The sequence below is a fragment of the Devosia sp. GW821-FHT12F11 genome (assembly GCF_058806655.1).
In genome coordinates this window covers 244,594-261,139 of the sequence record NZ_JBXAPX010000009.1, presented here as the reverse complement: position 1 = coordinate 261,139, position 16,546 = coordinate 244,594, and the positions used below count along the sequence as shown (strand labels likewise).

Sequence of the window (16,546 nt, the reverse complement as noted above, 5' to 3'; positions counted from 1 at the left end):
TCCTCGAGACGCGGGCATCCATCCGGCGCCGGGGCCCGGAGTCAATTATACGTTCGCCTCCCGGTGGGCAGGGCTTCGGCCTGGGGCAGGGCCAGCTATCCGCACCAGTTCGGCGATTCCGGCGTCCTCGCCCGGGCCAGCCCCTCGGTGATCAGTTGCGCACCCAGCGACTGCCCATCCCGCGTCACCACCGCCAGCTGCGATCCATCTGGATCCCCGATCTCGAACGTCCCGGCATTCAGCAGGTCACGCAGCCGCAGCGCCGAACGCCACGAGAGCTGGCTCGCCCTGGGACATTCCGAGGTGTAGCGCTCCGGCGTAACGGCGTCGGCAAGGCGGACGATCTTGCCGCGCAAATAGAAGCTGTCGCCGGACCATACACAGTTGAGGTGGGGCAGGGCCTCGCACAGCATGAAACGGGCATCCTCGGCGTGAACCGGGAGAGGGGCCGCCAGCAGCGGCAGCATCAACAGGGCAATCGCGGCGCGCATGCCCCACGCTGACTCCGATGCGGCTCGTGGGCAACGCACAATGCTGGGATTGAAGAAGCCTGGGTGGGCTCGAAGAGGCTTGCCAGCATCGCGCCTCAGCCACTAAGAAGCGCTGGCGCTTCGGCGCGGGTGTAGCTCAATGGTAGAGCAGAAGCCTTCCAAGCTTATGACGAGGGTTCGATTCCCTTCACCCGCTCCAGCGCACGATCCGTGGATCCGCCCCTCGTTCTCGCCTTGGTCCGCGAGGCGGGCTGCTCCTCCATGGTTCGCTTCCCTTCACGCGTTCCAGCCCGCCGCCCCCCTCAACTGATCGGCTTCTTAGCTTCCTCGACCACCCAGTCGCGGAATGCCTTGATCTTGGGCACGTTGCGGCGCCCCTCGGGGTAGGCCAGCCAATAGCTGGTGCCTTCGTCGATCACCCGCTCGAACGGCTGCATCAGCCGGCCCTCGGCCAACTCGCGCTGGAAGTAATCGGGGGTGAGTAGGGTGACGCCCTGGCCGGCCATTGCGGCGATGGCGTCGAAGGTCTGCATGTTCATCGACGGGGTCGTCTGTTGCTTGAGCACGTCGTGCGGCAGGCCATAGGCGTCGAGCCAGAAGATCCACCACGGGTCGTCGGCGTCGAGCAGCGGCAGTTTCAGGATATCCGCCGGTTCGTGGACTCCACCGATCGTCGCCGCCAGCGCCGGTGACAGCATCGGCGTAAACCGTACGTCGATCAGCTTGAAGGCTGCGAGGCCCGGCCAGACGCCTTTGCCGGCGCGCACCACGACGTCCACTTCCTCGCGGCCGAAATCTACCAGCCGCCCGGTGGTCTCCAGCCGCACGGCAATTTCCGGATGCCGAAGCTGGAAGATCCCGAGCCGCGGCGCCAGCCATTGCGCCGCGAAGGTGTGCATGGTGTTGACGATCAGCGTGCCGTGCTCGCGTTCACCGAAATCGATGAAGGCCTCGCGCAAGATGTCGAAGGCGCGACTCACGTCCGGCGCCAGCCGTTCGCCCGCCTCGGTAAGCGCCACCTCGCGCGGCCGCCGGAAGAACAGCGGCGCGCCCACGCGCTCTTCCAGCAGCTTGATCTGGTAGCTCACCGCAGCCTGCGTCATGCCCAGTTCCTGGGCGGCGCGGGTGAAGCTCAGGTGCCGGGCCGCAGCCTCGAAGACGCGGATCGCAGCGAGTGGGGGTAAGTGATCAGACATAAGGCCTCCTTATGCATGATACTCGAGCTTTGGTTGGAAATCAAAGCTCTGGGGGCGCATCTATCCCTCACACGCATCAAAGCTGACGGTGATCGAAATGCTCTACCAAGCCCCCAAGTCCCGCGCTGCCCGCCTGATCGGCTGGGTGAAGCACGCCATCCTGCCGCGTCGCGCCCACCCCGTGGCCGATATCCGCGAACTGAGTTCGTACCTGCGCACTGATATTGGCGCCAACGACACGCACTATCCTTTTCACCATCCATGATGAGCTGCGCCGCTTCGGCGGCGGACCATGAGAAAGGCCCGGCATCGCTGCCGGGCCTTCTGTTCGTGCGGGTAGATTCGAGATCAGCAGTCGAGCAGGTGGCCCGAGCCCTTCGGTGCTGCGGTGCAGGTCCACAGCGTCGGCAGCTTCAGCTTGGTCGCGGTGGTTTCGGTCGCCGCGGCAACCGTCTTCGGCGTCGCCTTCAGCATCTCGGCGCCTTTCTCCCAGCATTCCTTTTTCAGGACCGGGAAGATCAGGCAGTTCACTTCCGAATCCGACAGCGCCGGGGCGGCAGCGGTGGGCAGGACAGGCACGGCGAAACCTGACGCGACGAACGCGGCAACGAGAACGAGTCTCTTCATCTATTTCCCCTGGTTACCTCCAACGCGCGGCCTCCGCTTGGTGAAGGCCTCAGGCGCGCGGCACGAAGCGTAATCCCGCGCCACAGCGACGCGCAATCATCACGCGAAGGTTGCCCCCTTGCCACTTGCGCGGCACGAGGCTTTTCAGTAGAGGGAGGGCCGCAGGTTTAGGGGTATAGCTCAGTTGGTAGAGCATCGGTCTCCAAAACCGAGGGTCGAGGGTTCAAGTCCTTCTGCCCCTGCCACCTGCTCCTAGCCGAGGCGAACGACCTCGGCGCTGGTTTCCTCCGTACATTTCAACTTGCGGCACACAGCAGTCGATGCGCCAACGAGCGCTTCAGGCTGCTATCGCTTCTTCTTCCGAATGAGCTCCCAGTGCCGATCGGTCCAGCGGCGACGGGATCGATCCGGACGAGCCAGCCCTTTTGCCAGCCCTGGGTGGATGCGCAGCGGCAGCGTAAACGTCGGATGCCGGTCGGCTACAACAGCCCGAGATACATCGCGACCGGCGTCGCCAGCATCGCGGCGACGAGGGTCGCGAACAGAGCTTTGAGAAGGATCGTCTCGAGCATGGTGCCCTCGCTCGAGAAAGTCGGCGGGCGCGACAAGAGTTGCCACCGGAGTCTGCAGCCCGCCGCTTCCTCCCGAAGCGCTCAACCTAAGGCGTCGTGCCCACCGGCGCATTTAACAATGACATGTCGGCCTGGAGGGGCGAATTCCTTAGGGATCTTCCGGGGGAGGGGGTACAGTGCTCCGGCGCACGAACGCGCCACCAGCGAAAGCGACCCCCCATATGCCCGTGGATCATCCCGACGCGGCGCCCGCCGTGGTTCGTCGCTTGCCCAGTCGCACCCTGACGGTGGCGCTGAGCTTCTTCATCACGCTCGGCGCGCTTTTCGTGTTGGCGCCGTTGCTGCGCTTCGGCACGAGTTTCGGCTGACGGGGACAGACGCCATGCCCCGCAGGCCCGATTCCGGGTCCGATCTCGCAGCCAGCGCCGGCGGCGAGGACCTGTCCCGTCCGTTCGACTACGCCGAACCGGCCGATCTCTACTTTCCGGTGCAGGTCGGGCGGAAGGCCGGTCTCGACTATCGGCGCTTCCCGTCGGCAGCGCTGGCGCTGCGATATGCGATGGAATCGCTGCTGCCCGGCAAGCTGAGTTCAGCGACGCTCGAAGTCGATGGCGAGCGCTACGACAGCGTCGCGATGCGCCGGCTCTATGCCTCGTCGGATTTCCCGGCGTCGTGAGGCGGCGGCACGTCGATGCCGTCCTCGATATACTCGTGCAGCTTGTTGCGCAGCGTGCGGATGCTGATGGCAAGGATGGCGGCGGCGTGGGTGCGATTGCCGTGGGTGGCGCGAAGCGTTGCAAGGATCAGTTCGCGCTCGACGTCGGCGGCCTGCAGGCCGACCAGTTGCAGCGCTGCTGCTGGATCGGGATTAAGGTCGTAGCCGTTGAGCATCGGACGCCTCGCGCTATTCCATTTCGACCGGCAGGTAGAGGCTGAGATCGAGGGCAACAAGGAAGGCGGCGACGGCGGCGGCGATCATGATCGCCACCGGCAGCCATTGCCCAAACTGGGCTTGCGTCATCGCTTGCAAAAGCGCCCCCATCTCATGGTCCCAGAATCACGCCGCGGGTCCGTGCGCCTGTGGTAATGAAGGCAAGCTGACGGATGGCTGACAGCCCTCGTGGATGGGCGTCGGCGCGCCGACATCACCGTGTCATTGGGGCTTGCAATAGCGGAGGCAAGCCATTAGATACCGCTTCCCAAGCCGCCCGGGGTGACTCGCGCGGTTCTTCGTTTTTGGCCTGACGGCCCGACCGAAAGTAGAGCTGATGGCTGCACTGAACCCGCTGAAGTTCCTGCAAGAGGTTCGTCAGGAAGTCGGCAAGGTCACCTGGCCGACCCGCAACGAGACCCTGGTCTCGACGGTGATGGTGCTGGTGATGGTGGTCATCGCGAGCATTTTCTTCCTCGCGGCCGACCAGCTTATTTCCTGGCTCGTGCAGCTGATGCTGTCGATCCGCTAAGCGGCAAACGGATTATTAGGAGCTTCGACGCGGCATGGCCAAGCGCTGGTATATCGTTCAGGCGTACTCGAACTTCGAGCGCAAGGTGGCGGAAGACATCCGCCAGAAGGTTGCGCAGAAGAAGCTCGAAGACCTGTTCGACGACGTGATCGTGCCGACCGAAAAGGTCGTGGAGATGCGTCGCGGTCGCAAGGTCGACGCCGAGCGCAAGTTCTTCCCGGGCTACGTGCTGGTGAAGATGGATATGACCAACGAGGCGTTCCATCTGATCAAGAATACGCCCAAGGTCACCGGCTTCCTCGGTTCGGGCGACAAGCCCATGCCGATCTCGGAGAAGGAAGCCATGGCCATCCTGCAGCAGGTGCAGGAAGGCGTCGAGCATCCCAAGCCGTCCGTCTCGTTCGAGGTCGGCGAGCAGGTACGCGTTTCCGACGGTCCCTTCGCCAGCTTCAACGGCGTTGTGGAAGAGGTCGACGAGGAGCGTTCGCGCCTCAAGGTGGAAGTTTCGATCTTCGGGCGTCCGACGCCCGTCGAACTGGAATACGGTCAGGTCGAGAAGGTCTGATCCTGTCGTTGCGCAAGCACGACTGACTACTCGTCGTTGCGCAAGCACGACTGACTTATGCGTCGTTGCGCAAGCACGACTAGGAATTCCGGCGAAAGCCGGTACTGCGGCCGAGAGGTTGCGGAAAACCGTGGGAGGGCAGGGCGGTCGCCAACCGTTCGTAAAGCCCGGACCACGGCGTCTCACAGATCCGGTGACGCGGATCATCCGCCCGATCCTGGGCACATATGGAGATTGAACCATGGCAAAGAAAATCACTGGGTACCTGAAGCTTCAGGTCCCGGCCGGTTCGGCGACCCCGTCGCCCCCGATCGGCCCCGCGCTGGGTCAGCGCGGCCTCAACATCATGGAATTCTGCAAGGCCTTCAATGCGAAGACCGCCGAGCAGGAAAAGGGTGCCCCGACCCCGGTCGTGATCACCATCTATGCCGACAAGAGCTTCACTTTCGAGACCAAGCTCCCGCCGGTCACCTACCTGATCAAGAAGGCCGTGAACCTGAAGTCCGGCTCCAAGCTTCCGGGCAAGGAATCTGCTGGCACCATCACGCAGAAGCAGATCCGCGAGATCGCCGAAAAGAAGATGGCCGATCTCAACGCCTATGACGTCGACCAGGCCGCGACCATGATCGCCGGCTCCGCCCGCTCCATGGGCATTCAGGTGGAAGGCTGATCATGAGCAAGCTCGGTAAGCGTACTGACGCCGCCCGCGTGGGCATCGATCGCAAGAAGCTCTACGCGCTCAGCGACGCCGTGAAGATGGTCAAGGAACGCGCCAAGGCGAAGTTCGACGAGACCGTCGAAGTTGCGTTCAACCTGGGTGTCGACCCGCGTCACGCCGACCAGATGGTCCGAGGCGTGGTGAACCTCCCCAATGGCACCGGCAAGACCGTTCGCGTCGCCGTGTTCGCCAAGGACGCCAAGGCCGATGAGGCCCGCAAGGCCGGCGCCGATATCGTCGGCGCCGAAGATCTCGTCGAGATCGTCCAGTCGGGTAAGATCGAGTTCGACCGCGTGATCGCGACCCCGGACATGATGCCGCTGGTCGGCCGTCTCGGTAAGATCCTCGGCCCGCGCAATCTGATGCCGAACCCGAAGGTCGGGACCGTGACCCCCGACGTCGCCGGTGCCGTCAAGGCTGCCAAGGGCGGCGCCGTCGAGTTCCGCGTCGAGAAGGCAGGCATCCTGCACGCCGGCGTCGGCAAGGCCTCGTTCTCGGACGAAGCTCTGCTGCAGAACATCAAGGCGTTCGCCGATGCCGTCCAGAAGGCCAAGCCTGCTGGCGCCAAGGGCACCTACGTCAAGCGCGTCGCCGTGTCCTCGACCATGGGCCCCGGCGTCCACGTCGATCCCTCGTCGGTCAACGCTTAAGACCGTCGGGTAAGTTAGAATTCCTGGCGGCAGCGATGCCGCCGGGATGCCGATCTTCGGATCGGTGAAGTCCTGTCCGAGACTGCGGGTCTGCCCGAAAGGGCGCTAATCCCGAGCCAGCGACGCGCTAGCGCGCGATCAAAGGAGCAAGGGGCCCGCATAGATGGGGTGAAGACCGGATACTTGTCCGGTTCGAACCAGGCCAGTTGCCGCCAAGGGGCATTTCGCCCTCCGACGGTCAGCCGGTTGACAGGCATCAACCGCTGCACTCCAGACGGAGGGCAGCAATTGGCAAACGGTCCGGGACCTATCTCCGGGCCAAATGTGGAGACTAGCAGTGGAAAGAGCGGAAAAGGCTGAGCTCATCACCTCGCTCCAGTCGTCGTTCGCGGCGGCCGGGTCGATCGTGGTTGCCCAGAATGCCGGCTTGACCGTTGCTGACCTGGAGACTCTGCGCAAGCAGATGAAGCAGGCCGGCGGTACGATCAAGGTGGCCAAGAACCGCCTCGCCAAGCTTGCTCTGAAGGATACCGACAACGCGGACATCTCGGCCCTGTTCACAGGTCCGACCGTCGTCGCCTTCGCCAAGGATCCCATGACCGCGCCGAAAGTCGCGGCCGCTTTCGCCGACAAGAACCAGAAGTTCGTGGTTCTCGGTGGCGCAATGGGGAAGACCGGGCTCGACGCGAACAACGTCAAGGCGCTCGCCACGATGCCGTCGCTGGACCAGCTTCGCGCCACGCTCGCAGGGATGCTCAAGCAGCCCGGCACGCGTATCGCGTCTGTCCTGCAGGCCCCTGGCGGTGCGGTTGCACGGGTTATCTCGGCGCACGCCGAGAAGAGCAATGCAGCATAGGCAAACTACCCACGTGGGGCCGTTCCGGCCCTCCACGGTTCGAACTGAAACATCAAAGAGAGTGAATTCAAATGGCTGATCTCGCCAAACTCGTAGACGACCTGTCTGCCCTGACCGTTCTGGAAGCTTCCGAGCTGTCGAAGCTTCTCGAAGAGAAGTGGGGCGTTTCGGCTGCCGCTCCGGTCGCCGTTGCCGCCGCTGCCACGGGCGCTGCCCCGGCTGCCGCCGCTGAAGAGAAGACCGAATTCGACGTGATCCTCGCCTCGTTCGGCGAGAACAAGATCAACGTCATCAAGGAAGTCCGCGCCATCACCGGCCTGGGCCTCGGCGAAGCCAAGGCGCTGGTCGAAGGCGCTCCGAAGGCCGTCAAGGAAGCCGCTTCGAAGGCGGAAGCCGAAGACATCAAGAAGAAGCTGGAAGCCGCCGGCGCCAAGGTCGAGCTCAAGTAAGCTCGTCTACGGACAACGATCTGGGGCAGCGCGGCGAATTTGCCGCGCTGCCTTATTTGTGTCGCATTTATGGTATTTGGGACGCGTTCCACCCGCGCGATTGGATGGCCGGGCAGGACAATCAAAATTTCGGAGTTCGGATGGCGCTCATCGAGCGCAGATGAATTCGAGTGCAGTTGCGACGGGGCAGAAGCAGTCCCGCGCAAACGAGTGCGTAATGACCGGGGTTCCCTCCCTCTCACCGGGCCCCGATGAAAAGAAGCAAGGCCGATGTCCTGATGCCCGACGGCTGATAGTCGGGCCTTTGGACATCTGCCTCCGAGACATCGAGAAATTTGAGGAGCTGGTATGGCTACCACTTTCAACGGCCGCCGCAAGGTACGCAAGTCTTTCGGCAGCATTCGCGAAGTCACGGAGATGCCCAATCTGATCGAGGTCCAGAAGGCCTCCTATGATCAGTTCCTCATCGTCGACGAGCCCAAGGGCGGTCGTAACGATGAGGGGCTTCAGTCCGTTTTCCGGTCGGTTTTTCCGATCACCGACTTTTCCAACACTGCCTCCCTCGAGTTCGTGAAATACGAGTTCGAGCAGCCGAAGTATGACGTCGACGAGTGCCGTCAGCGCGACATGACGTTCGCAGCGCCGCTCAAGGTCACGCTTCGCCTGATCGTGTTCGAAGTTGATGAAGAGACCGGCGCCCGCTCCGTCAAGGACATCAAGGAGCAGGACGTCTACATGGGCGACATGCCGTTCATGACCATGAACGGTACCTTTATCGTCAACGGCACCGAGCGCGTTATCGTCTCGCAGATGCACCGTTCGCCCGGCGTGTTCTTCGATCACGACAAGGGCAAGACCCACTCTTCGGGTAAGCTCCTGTTCGCCGCCCGCATCATCCCGTACCGCGGTTCCTGGCTCGACATCGAGTTCGACGCCAAGGACATCGTGTTCGCCCGTATCGACCGTCGCCGCAAGATTCCGGTGACCTCGCTGCTCAAGGCGCTCGGCATGGATGCTGAGGAAATTCTCGACACCTATTACGACACCCTGCAGTTCGAGAAGACCAAGACCGGCTGGCAGAAGCCATTCGACGCCGACAAGATGAAGAACGCCAAGCCGACGTTCGACCTCATCGACGCCAAGACTGGCGACGTCGTGCACGAAGGTGGCAAGAAGCTTTCGCCGCGCCAGGCCAAGAAGCTCGCCGAGAACGGCCTGACCCACCTCGCTGTGGTGGAAGAGGACCTTTACGGTCAGTTCATCGCGCAGGACCTGGTCAACCTCAAGACCGGTGAGATCTTCGCCGAAGCCGGCGACGAGATCGACGAGAAGCTGCTCAACAAGCTCAAGGACGCCGGCTTCGACGCGCTGCCGATCCTCGACATCGACCACGTCACCGTGGGCGCCTACCTGCGCAACACGCTGGCCGTCGACAAGAACGAGTCTCGCGAAGACGCGCTGTTCGACATCTACCGCGTGATGCGTCCGGGCGAGCCGCCGACCGTCGAAACCGCCGAAGCCATGTTCAAGTCGCTGTTCTTCGACAGCGAACGCTATGACCTGAGCGCCGTCGGCCGCGTGAAGATGAACATGCGCCTCGACCTCGACGTCGAGGACACCGTCCGGATCCTGCGCAAGGAGGATATCGTCGAGGTGGTTCGTACCCTCGTCGACCTGCGCGACGGCAAGGGCGAGATCGACGACATCGACAACCTCGGCAACCGCCGGGTGCGTTCGGTCGGCGAGCTGATGGAGAACCACTATCGTCTCGGGCTGCTCCGCATGGAGCGCGCGATCAAGGAGCGTATGTCGTCGGTCGAGATCGACACCGTCATGCCGCAGGACCTGATCAACGCGAAGCCCGCGGCTGCCGCGGTGCGCGAGTTCTTCGGCTCGTCGCAGCTCAGCCAGTTCATGGATCAGACCAATCCGCTGTCGGAAGTCTCGCACAAGCGTCGCCTGTCGGCGCTCGGGCCTGGCGGTCTCACCCGTGAGCGCGCCGGCTTCGAAGTCCGCGACGTGCATCCGACCCACTATGGCCGTATCTGCCCGATCGAGACGCCGGAAGGCCCGAACATCGGCCTGATCAACAACCTGGCGACCTACGCCCACGTCAACAAGTACGGCTTCATCGAGACGCCGTACCGCAAGATCGTGGACGGCAAGGTGACTGACGACGTCGTCTATCTGTCGGCGATGGAAGAGGCCAAGCACTACGTCGCTCAGGCCAACGCCAAGCTCACCGCCAAGGGTGAGTTCGCCGACGACCTGGTCGTGGCCCGCCACGCCGGCGATAACGGCCTGACGCCGAAAGAGACCATCGATCTGATGGACGTTTCGCCCAAGCAGGTCATCTCGGTCGCCGCTTCGCTGATCCCGTTCCTCGAGAACGACGACGCCAACCGCGCCCTGATGGGCTCGAACATGCAGAAGCAGGCTGTGCCGCTGCTGCGTGCCGAGGCTCCGTTCGTGGGCACCGGCATGGAAAAGATCGTCGCCCGTGACTCGGGCGCCGCGATCGTCGCCAAGCGCAAGGGCATCGTCGACCAGGTGGATGCGACCCGTATCGTTATCCGCGCCACCGAAGAGACCGATGCGTCGAAGTCGGGCGTCGACATCTACAACCTGATGAAGTTCCAGCGTTCGAACCAGTCGACCTGCATCAACCAGCGTCCGCTGGTGGTGGTGGGCGACCATGTCGACGCCGGCGACATCGTGGCCGATGGTCCGTCGACCGACCTGGGCGATCTGGCTCTCGGCCGCAACGTGCTCGTCGCGTTCATGCCGTGGAACGGCTACAACTTCGAAGACTCGATCCTGCTCAGCGAAAAGATCGCCATGCAGGACGTGTTCACCTCGATCCACATCGAGGAATACGAAGTGATGGCCCGCGACACCAAGCTTGGTCCCGAGGAAATCACCCGCGACATTCCGAACGTTTCGGAAGAAGCGCTTAAGAACCTCGACGAAGCCGGTATCGTCCACATCGGTGCCGAAGTCGCTGCCGGCGACATCCTCGTTGGCAAGATCACCCCGAAGGGCGAAAGCCCGATGACGCCGGAAGAAAAGCTCCTCCGCGCCATCTTCGGCGAGAAGGCCTCGGACGTCCGTGACACCTCGCTCCGCGTTCCGCCGGGCGATGCTGGTACCGTCGTTGAAGTGCGCGTGTTCAACCGCCACGGCATCGACAAGGACGAGCGTGCCATGGCCATCGAGCGCGAGGAAATCGAGCGCCTGGCCAAGGACCGTGACGACGAGCAGTCGATCCTCGACCGCAACGTCTATGCGCGCCTGAAGGAAATGCTGTTCGGCAAGACCGCGACCGCTGGCCCCAAGGGCTATGTCAACGGCACCAAGCTGAACGACGCGACCTTCGACGCCCAGCCGCGGTCCAAGTGGTGGCAGTTCGCCCTCGAGGACGACAAGGTCATGGCCGAGATGGAGGCCCTCCATGCTCAGTACGAGGAGAGCCGCAAGCTGCTCGAGCAGCGCTTCATCGACAAGGTCGACAAGCTGCAGCGCGGTGACGAACTTCCGCCGGGCGTGATGAAGATGGTCAAGGTCTTCGTCGCAACCAAGCGCAAGATCCAGCCGGGCGACAAGATGGCCGGCCGTCACGGCAACAAGGGTGTGGTTTCGCGTATCACCCCGATCGAAGACATGCCGTACCTGGAAGACGGTACGCACGTCGACATCGTGCTGAACCCGCTCGGCGTGCCGTCGCGCATGAACGTGGGCCAGATCCTCGAGACGCACCTTGGTTGGGCCGCCCGCGGCCTGGGCAAGAAGATCGACGAGATCATGAAGGCCTACCAGCAGAAGGGCGACATGACGCCGCTCAAGAAGGAGATCAGCGCCCTCTACGAAGGCGACGACTACGTCTCCCAGCTTGACGACGACAGCATCCTCCGCCTTGGCGAGCATCTCTCCAAGGGCGTGCCGATCGCCACTCCGGTGTTCGACGGCGCCAAGGAGAGCGACATCGTCGACCTGCTGACGCGGGCAGGGTTGAACTCCACCGGCCAGTCCATCGTGTTTGATGGGCGCACCGGCGAGCAGTTCGACCGCAGGGTGACCGTGGGCTACATCTATATGCTGAAGCTCCACCACCTCGTGGACGACAAGATCCACGCCCGCTCGATCGGCCCGTACTCGCTGGTCACCCAGCAGCCGCTGGGCGGCAAGGCGCAGTTCGGCGGCCAGCGCTTCGGCGAAATGGAGGTGTGGGCGCTCGAAGCGTACGGCGCCGCCTACACGCTGCAGGAAATGCTGACCATCAAGTCGGACGACGTCGCTGGTCGCACCAAGGTCTACGAGGCGATCGTCAGAGGCGACGACACCTTCGAGGCGGGTATCCCCGAGAGCTTCAACGTTCTCGTCAAGGAAATCCGCTCTCTCGGCCTCAATGTCGAGCTGGATACGTTTGAAGGCGACGCGCTGCCCCAGGGCGGCCCCGCCGACAACCAGCTCGCACCTCCTCAGAACGCGGCGGAATAAGGCTGCCGAGTTCAACCCACATTCACTTCGGACGCTTCCCGGCCCGAGCCGCCGGGGAGCTCCGATAAGAGGAGTCTACCGATGAACACTCATCACCACGTCATGGACCCGTTCAACCCGCAGGTCCCGGTTCAGATGTTCGATCAGATGAAGATCAGCATCGCGAGCCCGGAGAAGATCCTGAGCTGGTCCTACGGCGAGATCAAAAAGCCCGAGACCATCAACTATCGTACGTTCAAGCCCGAGCGCGACGGCCTGTTCTGCGCGCGCATCTTCGGGCCCGTGAAGGACTACGAGTGCCTGTGCGGCAAGTACAAGCGCATGAAGTTCAAGGGCGTCATCTGCGAGAAGTGCGGTGTCGAAGTCACCCTGAGCCGCGTCCGTCGCGAGCGCATGGGCCACATCGAGCTCGCCGCCCCGGTTGCCCATATCTGGTTCCTCAAGTCGCTGCCGTCGCGTATCGCGTTGCTGCTCGACATGACGCTGAAGGATATCGAGCGCATCCTGTACTTCGAGCAGTACGTTGTGCTGGACCCTGGCCTGACCCCGTTCGGCGTGAACGAGCTGGTCACCGAGGAGCAGTATATCGACGCCCAGGACCAGTACGGTGCCGACAGCTTCACCGCCAAGATCGGCGCTGAGGCCATCCGCGACCTGCTGCTCTCGCTCGACCTCGAAAAGATCGCCGCCGACCTCCGCGTCGAGATCGCCGAGGCGACCACTGAGCTCAAGCCCAAGAAGCTGGCCAAGCGCCTGAAGATCGTCGAGCAGTTCATCGTCTCGGGCAACAAGCCCGAGTGGATGATCATGACCGTCATCCCGGTCATTCCGCCCGAGCTCCGCCCGCTCGTCCCGCTGGATGGCGGCCGTTTCGCCACGTCCGATCTCAACGACCTCTACCGTCGCGTGATCAACCGCAACAACCGCCTGAAGCGCCTGATCGAACTGCGGGCACCCGACATCATCATCCGCAACGAGAAGCGCATGCTTCAGGAAGCGGTCGATGCGCTGTTCGACAACGGCCGCCGTGGCCGCACCATCACCGGTGCGAACAAGCGTCCGCTGAAGTCGCTGAGCGACATGCTCAAGGGCAAGCAGGGCCGGTTCCGTCAGAACCTGCTCGGCAAGCGCGTGGACTATTCCGGCCGTTCGGTGATCACCGTGGGGCCGGAGCTCAAGCTCCACCAGTGCGGCCTGCCCAAGAAGATGGCGCTCGAGCTGTTCAAGCCCTTCATCTACTCGCGCCTTGAGGCCAAGGGCCTCTCGTCGACGGTGAAGCAGGCCAAGAAGCTCGTCGAAAAGGAAAAGCCCGAGGTCTGGGATATCCTCGATGAAGTGATCCGCGAGCACCCGGTTCTGCTGAACCGCGCTCCGACCCTTCACCGTCTGGGCATCCAGGCATTCGAGCCGCACCTGATCGAAGGCAAGGCGATCCAGCTGCACCCGCTCGTCTGCGCGGCGTTCAACGCCGACTTCGACGGCGACCAGATGGCCGTGCACGTGCCGCTCTCGCTCGAGGCGCAGCTCGAAGCCCGTGTGCTGATGATGTCGACCAACAACATCCTGCACCCGGCCAACGGCCAGCCGATCATCGTGCCGAGCCAGGACATCGTGCTTGGTCTCTACCACCTCTCCCTGATGAACGAGGGCGAGCCCGGCCAGGGCATGGCCTTCTCGGACATGGGCGAGCTGGAGCACGCGCTGGCGTCCGGCGTCGTGACCATGCACTCCAAGATCAAGGGGCGCGTTGACGTCTATGATCTGGAAGGCAACCGTACGACCGAGATCGTCGAGACGACCCCGGGCCGCATGCTCCTGGGCAAGCTGCTTCCGAAGCATCCGGCGGTGCCGTATGCGACGGCCAACCAGCTGATGACCAAGAAGATGATCTCCAAGATGATCGACACCGTGTATCGCGGTTGCGGTCAGAAGGAGACGGTCATCTTCTGCGATCGCATCATGGACATGGGCTTCAAGCATGCTGCCCGCGCCGGCATCTCGTTTGGCAAGGACGACATGGTTATCCCGGCCTCGAAGTACAAAATCGTCGAGGACACGCGTAAGCAGGTCGAAGAGTTCGAGCAGCAGTACAACGACGGCCTGATCACTCAGGGCGAGAAGTACAACAAGGTGGTCGACGCCTGGGCCAAGTGCGGTGACAAGGTCGCCGAAGAGATGATGAAGGGCATTGCTGCCGTTCAGTTCGACAAGGAGACGGGTCGTCAGAAGCCGATCAACTCGGTTTACATGATGAGCCACTCGGGCGCCCGTGGTTCGCCGGCGCAGATGAAGCAGCTCGCCGGTATGCGCGGCCTGATGGCGCGTCCGGACGGCTCGATCATCGAGACCCCGATCACGGCCAACTTCAAGGAAGGCCTGAACGTTCTCGAGTACTTCAACTCGACCCACGGTGCTCGTAAGGGCCTCGCGGACACCGCGCTGAAGACCGCGAACTCGGGTTACCTGACCCGTCGTCTCGTCGACGTGGCGCAGGACTCGATCATCACCGAGCTCGATTGCGGTACCGAACGCGGCCTCACCATGGAGCCGATCGTCGATGCCGGCCAGGTCGTGGCCTCGCTGGGGCAGCGCATTCTCGGCCGCACCGCGGCTGACGATGTGGTGAACCCGGAGAACGGCGACGTCATCGTTCCCAAGGGCACGCTGCTCACCGAAAAGGACGTTGAGCTCATCGAGAGCTACAAGGTCCAGTCGATGCGCATCCGCTCGCCGCTGACCTGCGATCTCCGCCAGGGCTGCTGCGCCGCCTGCTACGGTCGCGACCTCGCTCGCGGTACGCCGGTCAACATTGGTGAAGCTGTCGGCGTTATCGCCGCTCAGTCGATCGGTGAGCCGGGCACGCAGCTCACTATGCGTACGTTCCACATCGGTGGCACCGCGCAGGTGGTTGACTCGTCCTATCTCGAGGCTGGTGCCGAGGGTAAGGTCGAGATCCGCAACCGCAACGTCGCCAAGGTCGAGGGCGGTCAGCTGGTCGCCATGGGCCGTAACGTGACCATCGCCATCCTCGATCCCGAGGGCAAGGACCGCGCCACGCACCGCGTGACGTACGGCGCCAAGCTCCGTGTCGATGACGGCGCCGAGGTCAAGCGCGGCCAGCGTATCGCCGAATGGGATCCCTACACCCGTCCGGTGCTGGCCGAAGTCGATGGCGAAGTGGCTTTCGAGGATCTGGTCGACGGTGCCTCGGTGGCGGAAACCACCGACGAGACGACGGGCTTTACCAAGCGCGTCGTGTCGGATTGGCGGACCAGCCAGCGCAGCGACGGCCTGAAGCCGGCGATCACGATCAAGCGTGGCGACGCCGTCGTCAAACTGGATCGCGGCGGTGAGGCCCGGTACCTGCTCTCGGTCGACGCGGTTATCGCGGTCGAGCCGGGTGAGAAGGTGTCGCCGGGTGACGTTCTGGCCCGTATCCCGCTGGAAAGCGCCAAGACCAAGGACATCACCGGCGGTCTGCCGCGTGTGGCCGAGCTGTTCGAGGCACGTCGTCCCAAGGATCACGCGATCATCGCGGAGATCACCGGCACGATCAAATTCGGTCGCGACTACAAGAACAAGCGCCGGATCATCATCGAAGCCGCAGAGGAGGGCGCCGAGCCCGTCGAGTACCTGATCCCGAAGGGCAAGCCGTTCCACCTCCAGGAAGGCGACACCATCGAGAAGGGTGAGTACATCCTCGACGGCAACCCGGCACCGCACGACATCCTGGCGATCAAGGGCGTGGAAGAGCTTGCTCGTTACCTCGTCAACGAGATCCAGGAGGTCTACCGGCTGCAGGGCGTGCTGATCAACGACAAGCACATCGAGGTGATCGTTCGCCAGATGCTGCAGAAGGTCGAGATCGTGAACCCGGGCGACAGCGGCATGCTCAAGGACGAGCAGCTCGACAAGCTGGACTTCGACGAGCTCAACGACCAGCTGGTTGCCGACGGCAAGAAGCCGGCGACGGCCAACCCGGTGCTGCTCGGCATCACCAAGGCGTCGCTGCAGACCCGCTCGTTCGTGTCGGCCGCGTCCTTCCAGGAAACCACCCGCGTCCTCACCGAGGCGGCGGTTTCCGGCAAGGCCGACCTGCTCGAAGGTCTCAAGGAGAACGTCATCGTCGGCCGCCTGATCCCGGCCGGTACCGGCGCGGGCATCTCGAAGGCCAAGGCGATCGCTACCCGTCGCGACGATATGATCCTCGACGAGCGCCGCCGCCAGGCCGAGACCGCCGCCATCCCGGCGCCGACCCCGACCCCGGTGGAGCCGGCCGAGTAATCGGCAGCCACATTGCAGAACTTCGAAAGGGCCCTCCGGGGCCCTTTCTCTTTTCCGAGGAGCAGGAAACTGCCGACAACCGCGCCGGCGACGTGGACAAACTCCGATCGCTGCATGACATGCTGCGCCCATCGTCGTTCGTCCGCGATTCAGTGCGTCAGCCGGGCGACGACTTGAG

At 63.3% G+C, this 16,546-nt stretch carries 14 protein-coding genes and 2 tRNA genes; 12 read left to right on the top strand and 4 right to left on the bottom strand.

The window, feature by feature from the left end; translation table 11 throughout:
- Positions 1 to 95 precede the first annotated feature (95 nt).
- Positions 96 to 491 carry a thermonuclease family protein gene (locus AC1ROK_RS24635; protein ID WP_492851845.1) on the bottom strand — a complete coding sequence of 132 codons (396 nt, stop codon included), beginning with the start codon at positions 489 to 491 and terminating at the stop codon, positions 96 to 98.
- A gap of 125 nt (positions 492 to 616) precedes the next feature.
- Here AC1ROK_RS24635 and AC1ROK_RS24630 point away from each other — a divergent pair.
- Positions 617 to 690: transfer RNA gene (locus tag AC1ROK_RS24630), tRNA-Gly, on the top strand.
- Between the two features lie 103 nt (positions 691 to 793).
- On the opposite strand, the gene gcvA is transcribed toward AC1ROK_RS24630, so the two are convergent.
- A complete protein-coding gene (gene gcvA / locus AC1ROK_RS24625; RefSeq protein WP_492851843.1) occupies positions 794 to 1,687 on the bottom strand; it encodes a transcriptional regulator GcvA in 894 nt (297 codons plus the stop codon).
- A 97-nt stretch (positions 1,688 to 1,784) separates the two neighbouring features.
- Between gcvA and AC1ROK_RS24620 the strand changes: the two genes are divergently transcribed.
- Positions 1,785 to 1,952, top strand: a complete 168-nt coding sequence (locus AC1ROK_RS24620; RefSeq protein WP_492851841.1) for a hypothetical protein — start codon at positions 1,785 to 1,787, stop codon at positions 1,950 to 1,952.
- Between the two features lie 83 nt (positions 1,953 to 2,035).
- On the opposite strand, the gene AC1ROK_RS24615 is transcribed toward AC1ROK_RS24620, so the two are convergent.
- Positions 2,036 to 2,314, bottom strand: coding sequence for a hypothetical protein (locus tag AC1ROK_RS24615; RefSeq protein ID WP_492851839.1), 279 nt, complete (start codon positions 2,312 to 2,314; stop codon positions 2,036 to 2,038).
- 169 nt (positions 2,315 to 2,483) lie between these two features.
- Between AC1ROK_RS24615 and AC1ROK_RS24610 the strand changes: the two genes are divergently transcribed.
- Together AC1ROK_RS24610 and AC1ROK_RS24605 are read left to right on the top strand one after the other, a co-directional pair.
- Positions 2,484 to 2,559: transfer RNA gene (locus AC1ROK_RS24610), tRNA-Trp, on the top strand.
- Between the two features lie 709 nt (positions 2,560 to 3,268).
- Positions 3,269 to 3,562: a hypothetical protein gene (locus AC1ROK_RS24605; RefSeq protein ID WP_492851837.1), complete on the top strand. Its 294-nt coding sequence runs from the start codon at positions 3,269 to 3,271 to the stop codon at positions 3,560 to 3,562.
- Here AC1ROK_RS24605 and AC1ROK_RS24600 read toward each other — a convergent pair.
- Complete coding sequence (locus AC1ROK_RS24600; RefSeq protein WP_492851835.1) at positions 3,532 to 3,777, bottom strand: helix-turn-helix domain-containing protein; 246 nt, start codon at positions 3,775 to 3,777, stop codon at positions 3,532 to 3,534. The two genes, AC1ROK_RS24605 and AC1ROK_RS24600, sit on opposite strands and share 31 nt — an antisense overlap.
- 374 nt (positions 3,778 to 4,151) lie before the next feature.
- Between AC1ROK_RS24600 and secE the strand changes: the two genes are divergently transcribed.
- The 8 genes from secE (at position 4,152) to rpoC (ending at position 16,368) form a co-directional block, all read left to right on the top strand.
- Positions 4,152 to 4,349, top strand: coding sequence for a preprotein translocase subunit SecE (secE, locus tag AC1ROK_RS24595; RefSeq protein WP_492851998.1), 198 nt, complete (start codon positions 4,152 to 4,154; stop codon positions 4,347 to 4,349).
- 34 nt (positions 4,350 to 4,383) lie between these two features.
- Positions 4,384 to 4,914: a transcription termination/antitermination protein NusG gene (gene nusG / locus AC1ROK_RS24590; RefSeq protein ID WP_055877965.1), complete on the top strand. Its 531-nt coding sequence runs from the start codon at positions 4,384 to 4,386 to the stop codon at positions 4,912 to 4,914.
- A 241-nt stretch (positions 4,915 to 5,155) separates the two neighbouring features.
- On the top strand, positions 5,156 to 5,584 hold the full coding sequence (gene rplK / locus AC1ROK_RS24585) for a 50S ribosomal protein L11 (protein ID WP_055877963.1): 429 nt from the start codon (positions 5,156 to 5,158) through the stop codon (positions 5,582 to 5,584).
- Positions 5,585 to 5,586: 2 nt separating this feature from the next.
- A complete protein-coding gene (gene rplA / locus AC1ROK_RS24580; RefSeq protein WP_492851832.1) occupies positions 5,587 to 6,282 on the top strand; it encodes a 50S ribosomal protein L1 in 696 nt (231 codons plus the stop codon).
- 337 nt (positions 6,283 to 6,619) lie between these two features.
- Positions 6,620 to 7,138, top strand: coding sequence for a 50S ribosomal protein L10 (gene rplJ / locus AC1ROK_RS24575; RefSeq protein ID WP_492851830.1), 519 nt, complete (start codon positions 6,620 to 6,622; stop codon positions 7,136 to 7,138).
- A 71-nt stretch (positions 7,139 to 7,209) separates the two neighbouring features.
- A complete protein-coding gene (gene rplL, locus AC1ROK_RS24570) occupies positions 7,210 to 7,587 on the top strand; it encodes a 50S ribosomal protein L7/L12 (RefSeq protein WP_492851828.1) in 378 nt (125 codons plus the stop codon).
- A gap of 348 nt (positions 7,588 to 7,935) precedes the next feature.
- Entirely contained in the window at positions 7,936 to 12,084 is a 4,149-nt protein-coding gene (gene rpoB / locus AC1ROK_RS24565; RefSeq protein WP_492851826.1) for a DNA-directed RNA polymerase subunit beta, read from the top strand.
- 81 nt (positions 12,085 to 12,165) lie between these two features.
- Positions 12,166 to 16,368 (top strand): DNA-directed RNA polymerase subunit beta', encoded by a 4,203-nt coding sequence (rpoC, locus tag AC1ROK_RS24560; protein ID WP_492851824.1) that lies wholly within the window; start codon positions 12,166 to 12,168, stop codon positions 16,366 to 16,368.
- Positions 16,369 to 16,546: the final 178 nt, after the last annotated feature.